The following is an 11504-nucleotide window of genomic DNA, read 5'->3' as shown; positions in this document are numbered from 1 at the left end:
CCCCCTCCCCCAGCCCTCCCCCGCTACGCGGGAGAGGGAGCAGGCTCCGCGCTTCATCGCTATTTCGCGTAACGCTCGCCGCTCCCCTCTCCCGCGTAAGCGGGGGAGGGTGAGGGAGGGGGCGCGAGCCGCTTCCCTCCGAGAGATTACCCCTCGAGCCCCAGCGCCTGACGCACTTTGGCGGAATAGCCGTAGAGATCGCCGCGCAATTGCAGGCGTCCCGACTCGTCCACGAAAGCGGTGAAATATTCGATGTGGATCGGCAGCGGCCGCGCGAGATTTATGTAGCGCTCGCTGGAGCCGACGAGCTTGCGCACGCGCTCCTCCGGCCAGCCGCTATTTGGCCCAAGCACCGCCTCGGCGAGGCGGAAGGGCTGATCGACGCGCACGCAGCCATGGCTCAGAGCGCGATGCGCCGAAGCGAACAGCGCATGATTGGGCGTGTCGTGCAGATAGACGGAGAAGTCGTTCGGGAACATGAATTTGATGCGCCCGAGCGCGTTGGATTCGCCCGGTTTCTGCCGCACGAAAGTCTGCCCCTTGCGCGTGATCACCTCATAGCCGCGCGCGGCGATGGCGCCGAGGTCGCCGCCGAATTTGGGCAGCATCTCTTTCGTCAGAATCGACGGCGGCACGTTCCAATAGGGATTGACGATGATGAATTGCATCTTGTCGGAGAACAGCGGCGTCGGCGTGCCCTCCTTGCCCACGATGACGCGGGCGCGATGCGTGACATGTCCGTCGCGGACGAGAGCCAGCTCGAAATCGGGGATGTTCACCTCTATGCGGCTCTCGCCGAGCTCGCGCGGCAGCCAGCGCCAGCGCTCCATATTGGCGATGATCTCCGCCTCCACCTGCGCATTGGAGCGGCGCGGCGGCGCGCTCGGCGCCTCGCGGCCCGGGGCGGCGTCATGCGCGACCGAATGCGCGGCCTCGGCGAAACGCCTGTCGAGCTCCGGCAGGCCGGCGCTGCGCAGTTCCACGAGCTTTCCCCGCAGCGCGCGATAGCCTTCATGCGGCGGATTATAGTCTTGCAGCAAATCGCCCGCGCGCGATCCTGCGGCGGCGATCGTCGCGATCACGGCGCCGGCGTCCGGCAGAGCGGGATGCGCGCCGATGAGACGCGACAGACGCCGCGGATCGATGCGCCCGCCGGAGGCCTGAGCCGCATAGGCGACGACGGCCTCCGACAATGCGAGCTCATCCGCATCTCCGCCGAGCTTCGTCTCCGAAGGATAGGCCAGGCCGCGCAGATCGAGACCATCGTCGCGCGCGCGGCTCAGCCGCTCTATCGCGGCGGGCGCCGAGGCGCGCCAGGCGCCGCCCTCGCGCCACAGCGGCTTATAGGCGCGCTGCGCATAAAAGGCGGCGACCGCCTTGCGACGCGCGCGCTGCTCTAGTCCGCGTGCGGCGCCGGCCCATGAGTCGAGCGCGACCGCGAAAGCCCGCTGCTCCTCGCTGAGCAGCGCCTCGGCGACATCGAAGCCGCCAACGACGGGAAGCACGGCGAGCGCAGTGGAGTTGACGATAGGAAGCAGCGCCGATGTCGTCGGCGGCGCGAAGATGTCGGCCGGCGGCTCTTCCATGCGCAGCCAGGAGACCTCGAGCTGCCGCACCAGCGGCGGCGGCGCGACGGTGAGCGGCGCGCGGAAAGGCGCGCGCGGCTCGGCGGCGGCGCCGGAGGACGAACCGAGCCCGACTGCGAACGCCAAAACGGACGCACGCGCGAAACTGCCGCGGAACACCATGCTCTTCTGCCTCACGCCACCGGGCGGCGCCACGCTTTCACGCGCACGATCCGCTCACCAATGCTCACGCGCGCCGCTCTCGACTCGCGCTTTACGTATATTAACGTAAACGGGTTAATGCTTGGAATAAGCTTCCGCGCCCCGCCGCCACAAAGATTGCCGTTCCATTAACGACGCGGCGGCGACGGAGTCGAGTTGCGGCTATCGCGCGCCCGTCTCGCAATTAGCTGGGCGCGACCTTTTGTAGCCGCCGCGCTTTCCGCCGCAAATTCAATTTGCTCGAGCGCTTCGCGCCATTCTGCCGCAGGCGCGCGCAATTGTCGGCGATGAAAGCGCGGCGCAATTTTCTCCACGACGATGCGCTACGTCGTCGTCACAAAAAAAAATTGCACTGAGGGAGAATCGTCATGCACAGCAATGCGGAGCTCTTCAAAGCCGTCGCCGGCATCGTCGGCGCGCTCGCCTTCTTCATCGTCGTCCTTCACCAGCTCACCCGGCTGATCGGCTGAGAGCCTTCTCCTCGCGCGACTTCCCGGAGCGCCCCCCGGCGTCTCCGGGATTTTTCAAATCACGTAGATCCTGTCCGGCAGCTCCTCATGGCCGCCGGGCGGCACATGTTTCGACAAAAGCCGCGCGCATTCGCCGATCGCATCGACGAAACCATCGGCGATGCGCCCCTCGCGCACGCGCGCGAGCAGAAGATCGAGCGCCGCGCGCCAATCCTCCTGAGGAATTTTCGCCGCTATCCCCTCATCCGCGACGATGCGCGCATAGCGCTCGCCGAGCGAGACGAAGATCAGCACGCCGGTGCGGTCCCTGGTCGCCGAAACGCCGCGCGTGAAAAATTGCTCGATCGCCGCGCGATGGGCGCGCTCGCGCTTGACGAAGCGCGGCGTCAGCGCGAGCCGCAAGGGCGGCAGCGAGAACAGCAGCGCCGCGCCGATGAAGACGAGAATCTGAATGGCCAGAATGAGCCGCACGCCGAGCTCGGTAAAAAAAACGAGCGGCCAGGGCGCGATGAGCGCGATGAGCGCCGCCAGCAGCGGCGGCACATAGGCGTAATCGGAGGAGCGGCGCGCCAAGACGCAGACGATCTCCCCCGCCGTGCGCCGCTCGGCGGCGGCGATCGCCTCCGCTATGCGCTCTTTATCCGCATCTGAAATCGGCATCACCAATCCCCCGAGGCGCCGCCGCCGCCCGACGAGCCGCCGCCGCCTGAAAATCCGCCGCCATCGCCCCAAGAGGAGCCGCCGCCCCAGGAGGAGCCGCCGGACCAGCTGTCGTTCGACGGCGGGAAATAGATGATCGGCCCGCGCCCGCCGCGATAAATGCGCCGCCCGCCGCCGCGCGCATTGGCCAGCATGGAGAAGAAGACGAACATGAAGAGCAGGAAGATGATGAAGGGCACGATCTCGTCGAAGCCCGGCTCGGAATGCTCGGCGCGCACTTTCACGCGCTTCTCCCATTCGGCGGAATCGCCGCTCAGCACTTCGACGATTCCATCGACGCCGCGCTCGATTCCGGCGCCGAAATCGCCGGTCTTGAACTTGGGCGTCACCGCCGTCGCGATAATGACCTTGGAGAGCGCGTCGGTAAGCGTCCCCTCGAGCCCATAGCCGACCTCTATGCGCATCTTGCGCTCATTGGGCGCGATGAGGAACAAGACGCCATTGTTCACCTTCGCCTCGCCGAGCTTCCAGAAGCGGAACAGGCCATTGGCGAAAGTTTCTATATCCGTGTCCTGCAGCGACGGCACTGTGGCGACGACGAGCTGAATGCCCGACTTCTCCTCCAGCTCTTTCGATTTCGTCTCGACCGCCTGCCGCGCGGCCGGCGGAATAATATGGGCGTCGTCGACGACGCGGCCGGTGAGCGCGGGAAAATTGAGCGCCGCGAAGGCGAGCGCGGGCAGCAGGAGAAAGACGAGCAGAGCGAGACTTCGTGTCCCTCGCATCGTGGCGAAAAAGCCGCGGCGACGCGAAGGCCACGAAGGAAGCGACGGCATCAGCGGCGATCTCCCGTGAAAAACAATTCTAGAACTTCACCGTGGGCGCCTGCTCCGCGCCGGCGTTGGCGGTGAATTCGGCGAGCGGCTTGGTTCCGGCGAAGACGGTCTTGGCCCAGAGCAGCGTCGGGAAGGTGCGCAGCGAGGTGTTGAACTCCCGCGCCGCCTGAATGTAATCGCGCCGCGCCACATTGATGCGGTTCTCAGTGCCCTCGAGCTGCGATTGCAAGGCCAGGAAGTTGGTGTTGGATTTCAAATCCGGATAGGCCTCGCTGACGGCGAGCAGACGCCCCAGCGCGCCGGAGAGCTGCGCCTGCGCCTCCTGGAACTGCTTCAATTTTTCTGGATCGGTGAGCTGCGAGACATCGACCTTGGCCTGCGAGGCGTGGGCGCGCGCCTCTGTCACCGCGATGAGCACGTCCTTCTCATGCTTGGCGTAGCCCTGCACGGTGGCGACGAGATTGGGGATGAGATCGGCGCGGCGCTGATATTGCGCCTCCACCTCGGCCCATTTGGCCTTGGCTTCCTCCTCCTGCGTCGGAATCGTGTTGTAGCCGCAACCCGATAGCGAGAGAGCGAGGAAGAGAGCGGCTAGCAGAGACGGCCGGCGGAGCGAAAAATTCATCCGAAAGTCTCCTCATGACGTCATCCGCCCCACCGAACGGAGCGCGCCCATTACTTAGGCTGCACATGAGGGCTTGGGAAGTGCGGGCGACGCCGGAAGGGGACGAGTAGTGGGTCGGTTTGGGTTTCGGCTTGATGACCCTTATGGGACCTTCTCTGGCGCTCGAACGGAGCCACGGGAATTCAGGGCCTTCGCTATGAAGCCTTGCATGAAAATTCACATAGTCTATCGTGACCTTCGTCGCTCTGTGGTCCTTTTTCGCTCGAGCGCATCTGTGTAGATCTTGGGCTGACGGAGACCACCCGGCCCTCAAACCGGGCGCTCGCCGTTGTGCGCTTCCGGAGCATAGTCGAAGCCGATATTGCGGCCGAATAATCCCCTCGGCTGAGGACGGAAGCATGTCATCACTGAATCTCCATTTCCTTGATGCCCGCGGCGCACTTACAAACCTTCGCAATTGGCTTACGGCTTCTCTAAAAGAGAGCCACGATAGGGCTGTCGCCCTTATGCCGATTGGCCCCATCGATGTTATTGTGCAGACGGGAAAGCAGGTCATTCCCGAGAAAGGAATTCTCGGGTATTCGCCGGGGCCGGGAGTGATCTTCATCACTGTTGATCCTGATAATCCCGCCCTTTCTGCAAACTCAGAAGGATCATTTGAGCGAATGTTCGCCCATGAGCTTCATCATGCGGCTCGCTGGGAGGGACCAGGTTACGGGTCATCATTGGGGGAAGCATTGGTATCAGAGGGTCTGGCGGGCCATTTCGCTCGAGAAGTCTGGGCTGGCGCGCCTGAACCATGGGAACAACTCGATATCCGAGAAATCCGCCGTCATGTTCCCTTTGCGGCGCGAGATTGGGACCGCAAAGATTATAGCCACAGTGGTTGGTTTTTCGGTGTTGGCGAATTGCCTCGGTGGCTTGGATATTCACTGGGCTTTCAACTCGTCTCCCGGTTCATGGAGGAGCGGGTGGACCGCAAGGCTTCAAATTTGGCCAAAGCGGAGGCGCGAGCGTTTTTCGACAGCCTGACGAAAATTTGACAGGAATCGGGAGTCGCCACAGTCCGGCTCGCATGTCGGTCCGACGCAGCGACCAGCTCTTCCCGATGAAATCCGCTCCTAATGCTGTGGCGCATCGCGGGGCATTTCGATCCAAGCCGTCGCCTACGGAAGCGATGAATCCAGCCGAGCAGCCGCCGCTCTTTTCATGACGCTCCATTCGCACTAGCTTCGAGACCAGCTTGCAGTTTTCATCGCGACTCGCGCCGCCCCGAAAATGCGCGCGACCCGCAGCGGAGCCCCTTTCATGTCGACGGAAACCGTTCTCCAATCCTTGGACGCCGATCTGCCCGCGGCCACGGATCGCCTCTTCGATTTTCTGCGCATCAAATCCGTCTCGACCGATCCCGCCTTCGCCGGCGAATGCCGCCGCGCCGCCGATTGGCTCGCCGGCCAGCTGCGCGAGCTGGGCTATGAGGCGAGCGTGCGCGACACGCCCGGGCATCCGATCGTCGTCGGCCACGCCAAGGCCAAGCGGCCGGACGCGCCGCATGTGCTGTTCTATGGCCATTATGACGTGCAGCCGCCGGACCCGCTCGAGCTCTGGATCAGCGATCCTTTCGATCCGCGGCTCGTGCAAGGGGACAAGGGCGAGGAGATCGTCGCCCGCGGCGCCTCGGACGACAAGGGCCAGCTGATGACCTTCCTCGAGGCCTGCCGCGCCTTTCAGCGCAATGGCGGCCTCCCCTGCCATATTACTTTCCTCTTCGAGGGCGAGGAGGAGACCGGCTCCCCCTCCCTGCCGGATTTCTTCGCCGCCAATCGCGAGGAGCTGTCCGAGCCGGCGCTGGCGCTCGTCTGCGATACCGGCATGTGGAACGCCAAAACGCCCGCCATCACCACAATGCTGCGCGGCCTGGCGCAGGAGGAGGTGATCCTCAAAGCCTCCGATCGCGATCTGCATTCGGGCATATTCGGCGGGCCGGTCATCAATCCGATCCATGTGCTCGCCAAGATCATCGGCGATCTCCATGACGCCGAAGGCCGCGTCACGCTGCCGGGCTTTTACGACGGCGTCGCCGAGCTGCCCGAGGAGATCGCCGCGCAATGGCGCGGGCTGGAGTTCGACGAGACGGCGTTTTTAAAGAGCGTCGGCGTCGCGCGCCCGGCCGGCGAGCGCGGCCGCAGCGTCATCGAGCAAGTGTGGTCGCGCCCGACCTGCGACGTGAATGGAATCATCGGCGGCTACACCGGCCCCGGCGCCAAGACCGTGCTGCCGGCGCAGGCGAGCGCCAAAATCTCCTTCCGCCTCGTCGGGACGCAAGACCCGGAGAAGGTGCTAGGCGCGTTCCGCGCTTTCGTGCGCGAGCGCCTGCCTGTGGACGTGCGCGCGGAATTTGTTCCCCATGGCGCCTCGCGCGCGCTGCAATTGCCCTTCGGCTCGGAGGCGCTCACGCGGGCGCGGCGGGCCTTGCAGGAGGAATGGGACAAGGAGGCGGCGCTGGTCGGCTGCGGCGGCTCCATCCCGATCGTCGGCGCCTTCAAGCGCGATCTCGGCATGGACACGCTGATGATCGGCTTTGCGCTCGAGGACGACCGCATTCATTCTCCAAACGAAAAATACGCCTATAGTTCTTTCAAGAAGGGCTCCCGCTCCTGGGTCCGCGTCCTCGCCGCTCTGGCGGCGTGACATCCGGCGACGGGCCGTCATCGCGAGCGACGCGAAGCGATCCTTCAGCCGTAGGGCGGCCCCTGGATCGCTTCGTCGCTGCGCTCCTCGCGATGACGCCCCGATGAAAGGGAGGGGGATCGAATGGGGCTCCGCGCATCACGACCAGAGCCCCTGCCGGCGAGCGATTTCGCCCCGCTCTCCGAGCGTGAGGCGGCGGGCCGCCTCGCGCATTTCGGCCCCAATGAGCTGGAGCAGCCCGCGCAACGCTCATGGCTGCTGATCGCCTTCGCCGCTCTGCGCGAGCCCATGTTCGCGCTGCTCATCGTCGCGGCGCTGCTCTATCTCGCGCTCGGCGACATTCATGAGGGCCTGCTGCTCACCGCGGGCGCCTTTCTCTCCATCGGCCTCGTGGTGGCGCAGGAGACGCGCAACGAGAATGCGCTCGCCGCTCTGCGCAGCCTCGCGGCGCCCAGCGCCCGCGTGCTGCGAGCCGAGGGCGAGCGGCGCATTCCGGCGCGCGAGATCGTTCCCGGCGACATTGTGCTCGTCGGCGAGGGCGAGCGCGCGCCGGCCGATGGCGCGCTGCTGCGCGGCGACGTCCTCTCAGTGGACGAATCGGCGCTGACCGGCGAATCGGCGCCGGTCTGGAAAGCTCCCGCGACGCTGGTGGACCCGCTGCTCGATCCCGAGCCCGGCGAGGAGGCGCCCTTTCTCTTCGCCGGCACGCTGGTGACGCTCGGACAAGGCGCGATGCTGGCGACGCGCACCGGACGCGCGACGCGGCTCGGCCGCATCGGCCGCTCGCTCGAATCGATCGAGCCGGAGGAGACGCCGCTGCAAAAGAGCACCGGCCGCGTCGTCGCGATCTTCGGCGCGCTGGGCATAGGCTTCTGCCTTCTCGTGGCGCTCGCCTATGGCCTCGCCTTCGGCGACTGGATTCAAGCGGGGCTGACGGGAATCACACTCGCCATATCGCTGACGCCGGAAGAATTCCCCATGGTGCTGGCGGTGTTTCTGGCGCTCGGCTCCTATCGTCTGGCGCGGCGCAATGTGCTGGCGCGCCGCTCGGCCGTCATCGAGACGCTGGGCGCGACGGACGTGCTCTGCGTCGACAAGACCGGCACGCTGACGCAAAACCGCATGGAGGCGGCGTTTTTCCTGCGCGGCGCGGACATCTGGCGGCCGGGCGAAGCCACAATGCCCGACGAGATCGCGCCATTGCTGGACGCCGCTTTGCGCGCCAGCGCCGCCGATCCCTCCGATCCGATGGATCGCGCTTTGCATCGCCTCGCCAGCGATCCGCCCGCGAGCGCGGCGATCACGCGCAGCTTTCCGCTGCGGCCGGAGACGCTCGCCTTCGTGCAGACATGGCGCGCAGCCGACGAAGGCCTCGCCTCCTTCGCCAAAGGCGCACCGGAGGCGATCGCCGGCCTCTGCCGCCTGGACGCCGACGCGCTGCGCCTTCTGACCGCCGAGGTCGCGACAATGGCGGCGCATGGGCTGCGCGTTCTCGCCGTCGCCACGCATCAAGGGCCATTGCCGCGCGAGGACGCCCCCGGCTCGGGCGTTTTCGCGCTCGACGGGCTCGTCGGCTTTCTCGACCCGCTGCGCGAGGATGTCCCCGAAGCCGTCGCGCTGGCGGCGCGCGCCGGAATTCATGTGGTGATGATCACCGGCGATTATCCGGCGACGGCGCTCGCCATAGCGCGTCAGGCCGGAATAGAGGCGCAGGCCGGCGCGATCAGCGGCGCCGAGATCGCCGCCTTGAACGACGCCGCGCTGGATGAAGCCGTCGAGACCACGCGCGTCTTCGCGCGCATCCGCCCGGAGCAGAAGCTCGCTCTGGTGGAGGCATTCAAACGCAACGGCCATATCGTCGCCATGACCGGCGACGGGGTGAACGATGGCCCGGCTCTGCGCGCCGCGCATGTCGGCGTCGCCATGGGCCAGCGCGGAACCGATGTCGCGCGCGAGGCGGCTTCGATCGTGCTGCTCGATGATCGTTTTGCCTCCATCGTCGCGGGCGTGCGCAGCGGGCGGCGCATCTTCGCCAATCTGCGCAAGGCGCTGATCTTCGTGACCGCCATCCATGTGCCCATCGCCGGCCTCGCGCTCACGCCCATTTTGTTCCTGCTGCCGCCTGTGTTCTATCCCGTACATGTGGTGGCGCTGGAGCTCATCATCGATCCGATTTGCGCGCTCGTCTTCGAGGGCGAGCCAGCCGAACGCCATATGATGGAGGAGCCGCCGCGCTCTCCCGCCGAGCCTTTGTTCGGCCTGCGCCAGATCGGCGCCGGCTTTCTCGACGGCGCGGTTCTGCTCGCGGCGCTGCTCTGCGTCTATTTCGTCTCGATGCGGGCCGGCGAGAGCGAAGGGGAGACGCGCGCGCTGGTCTTCGTCGGCCTCGTCATCGGCAATCTGTCCATGGCCTTCGCCTCCGCCGCCGGACCGGGAAGCGCTCTTTTCGACAAGCGGCGCGTCGCCTTCTGGATCATAGCGACGATCACGACGCTCGCGCTCGCGCTGATCGTCTATCTTCCAGCGGTAGCGGAACTGTTCCGCTTCGCGACGCCGGAACCGAAGGCGCTCGCCTATGTCGTCGCGACGGCGCTGGTCGCCGGCGGCTGGTCGGGAGTATACAAGGTCGTTCGCAGACGCCGAGGACGATGATCCTCGCGGCCGACGCAGCTTCTCTCAGAGAAGCGGCAGCTCACCGGAATCGCAATGCCCTCACCCGACACGCCGCACGCCGCCGATTTCCGTCCCTCGCCCAATCACAATGAGCGGCTGACGCCCATCTCCGCGCTGATCCTGCATTACACGGGCATGCCGACGGCGGCTTCGGCCCTGGCGCTGCTCACCAGCGTCGAAGCGCAGGTCTCCTCACATTATTTCGTCGATGAGGACGGGACCATTCTGCAGCTCGTGCCGGAGGCGCGCCGCGCCTGGCACGCCGGCCGCAGCTTTTGGGCCGGCGAGACCGATCTGAACTCCGCCTCCATCGGCATAGAGATCGTCCATCCCGGCCATGACGATCCGCGCCCCTTCCCGGACCGCCAGATCGAGGCGGTGGCGGCGCTGTGCCGCGATATTTGCGCGCGGCAGGGCATAGCGCCGCGGCGCGTGCTCGCCCATTCGGACATCGCCATCGGCCGCAAGATCGACCCCGGCGAGTTCTTCCCCTGGAAGACGCTGGCCGAGCTGGGGGTCGGCCATTATGTGGAGCCCGCCGCCATCGCCGGCGGCTCCGCGCTGGAGACCGGCGCGCGCGGCGACGCGGTGAGGCGATTGCAGCAGGCGCTGGCCGATTACGGCTATAAGATCGACGTCACCGGCGATTACGACCAAGCCTGCGCCGGCGTGGTCGCCGCCTTTCAGCGGCATTTCCGCCCCGCCCTCGTCGACGGCCGCGCCGATTCCTCCACCATAGCGACCTTGCGCGCGCTGGCGGGAGCTGGCGCATGAGCGAGAAAAAATTCGTCGTCGTCACCGGCGTCTCCACCGGCATAGGCTACACGCTGGTGGAGGCGCTGACGGCGCAGGGCTTCCATGTCTTCGGCAGCGTGCGCAACCCGGCCGACAGCGAGCGGCTGCAAGCGCGCTTCGGCGCGGCGAGCTTCACCCCGCTCGTCTTCGACGTGACCGACGCCGCCGCCGTGGCCGAGGCGGCGCGGGAGACCGAGCGGCGACTCGACGGCGCGAGCCTCGCCGGGCTCGTCAACAATGCCGGCGCGGCGTTTCCGGCGCCGCTGCTCTATCAGCCGATAGAGGAGGTCCGCCTTCAGCTCGAGGTCAATGTGATCGGCCAGATCGCCGTCACCCAGGCTTTCGCGCCTCTGCTCGGCGCGAGCCCGGAAAAGCGCAACAGGCCGCCGGGCCGCATCGTCAATATGAGCTCGGTGGCCGGCAGCCTCGCCTCGCCCTTTCTCGGAGCCTATGCCGCCTCCAAGCATGCGCTCGAAGGCTTGTCCGACGCGCTGCGGCGCGAGCTGATGATTTTCGGCGTCGATGTGGTGGTGATAGAGCCGGGCGTGATCGCCACGCCCATATGGGACAAGGCCGAGAGCGCCGATTTCGGCCGCTATGATTCCACCGTCTACGGCCCCTCGGCCCGCAGGCTCCAAAAATGGGCGGTGGAGAAGGGCCGGCTCGGGCCGCCGCCGGAGCGCGTCGCCGCCGCCGTGCTGCGCGCGCTGACCGAGAAGCGGCCCCCGGCGCGCATTCGCGTCGTGCCGAACTATCTATTGGATTGGCTGCTGCCGCGCCTGCTGCCGGCGCGGCTGGTGGATCGCATTCTCGCCGAGCGCATGGGGCTGCTGCCGCCGGCCGAGGCGTTCCACCCTCCCCTTCAGGGGGAGGGTCGGCCGGCGAAGCCGGACGGGGTGGGGTGAAGCTCGCGAGACTCGGCGCGTCACCCCCTCCCGAGCGCCTGCGGCGCTCGACCTCCCCCCTC

General features: G+C 66.5%; 9 protein-coding genes. 5 read left to right on the top strand and 4 right to left on the bottom strand.

Features of this window, described 5'->3' with window-relative positions:
* Window positions 1-146: 146 nt before the first annotated feature.
* The 4 genes from A1351_RS23290 to A1351_RS23275 all read right to left on the bottom strand — a co-directional run bounded on the left by A1351_RS23290 (window position 147) and on the right by A1351_RS23275 (window position 4378).
* Window positions 147-1712, bottom strand: a complete 1566-nt coding sequence (locus tag A1351_RS23290; protein WP_245291714.1) for a murein L,D-transpeptidase — start codon at window positions 1710-1712, stop codon at window positions 147-149.
* A 599-nt stretch (window positions 1713-2311) separates the two neighbouring features.
* Window positions 2312-2917 carry a TPM domain-containing protein gene (locus A1351_RS23285; protein ID WP_064034061.1) on the bottom strand — a complete coding sequence of 202 codons (606 nt, stop codon included), beginning with the start codon at window positions 2915-2917 and terminating at the stop codon, window positions 2312-2314.
* Window positions 2917-3702, bottom strand: a complete 786-nt coding sequence (locus A1351_RS23280; RefSeq protein WP_198162470.1) for a YgcG family protein — start codon at window positions 3700-3702, stop codon at window positions 2917-2919. Before A1351_RS23280 ends, A1351_RS23285 begins: the two co-directional genes overlap by 1 nt.
* Window positions 3703-3781: 79 nt before the next feature.
* Complete coding sequence (locus A1351_RS23275; protein WP_024878790.1) at window positions 3782-4378, bottom strand: LemA family protein; 597 nt, start codon at window positions 4376-4378, stop codon at window positions 3782-3784.
* Between the two features lie 398 nt (window positions 4379-4776).
* Here A1351_RS23275 and A1351_RS23270 point away from each other — a divergent pair, with 398 nt between their 5' ends.
* From A1351_RS23270 to A1351_RS23250, 5 genes are all read left to right on the top strand, one after another.
* On the top strand, window positions 4777-5421 hold the full coding sequence (locus tag A1351_RS23270) for a DUF2268 domain-containing putative Zn-dependent protease (protein ID WP_083967479.1): 645 nt from the start codon (window positions 4777-4779) through the stop codon (window positions 5419-5421).
* Window positions 5422-5686: 265 nt separating this feature from the next.
* Entirely contained in the window at window positions 5687-7069 is a 1383-nt protein-coding gene (locus A1351_RS23265) for a M20/M25/M40 family metallo-hydrolase (RefSeq protein WP_064034063.1), read from the top strand.
* A 123-nt stretch (window positions 7070-7192) separates the two neighbouring features.
* Complete coding sequence (locus tag A1351_RS23260; protein ID WP_064034058.1) at window positions 7193-9721, top strand: cation-translocating P-type ATPase; 2529 nt, start codon at window positions 7193-7195, stop codon at window positions 9719-9721.
* 54 nt (window positions 9722-9775) lie between these two features.
* Window positions 9776-10516 (top strand): N-acetylmuramoyl-L-alanine amidase, encoded by a 741-nt coding sequence (locus A1351_RS23255; protein ID WP_064034057.1) that lies wholly within the window; start codon window positions 9776-9778, stop codon window positions 10514-10516.
* Window positions 10513-11442 (top strand): SDR family oxidoreductase, encoded by a 930-nt coding sequence (locus A1351_RS23250; protein ID WP_064034056.1) that lies wholly within the window; start codon window positions 10513-10515, stop codon window positions 11440-11442. Before A1351_RS23255 ends, A1351_RS23250 begins: the two co-directional genes overlap by 4 nt.
* The last annotated feature ends 62 nt before the right edge of the window (window positions 11443-11504 follow it).

The sequence above is a fragment of the Methylosinus sp. R-45379 genome, assembly GCF_001644125.1.
In the GTDB taxonomy this organism is placed as follows: domain Bacteria; phylum Pseudomonadota; class Alphaproteobacteria; order Rhizobiales; family Beijerinckiaceae; genus Methylosinus.
The sequence above is the reverse complement of the archived record's forward strand: the minus strand, read 5'-3'. Positions and strand labels throughout refer to the sequence as shown.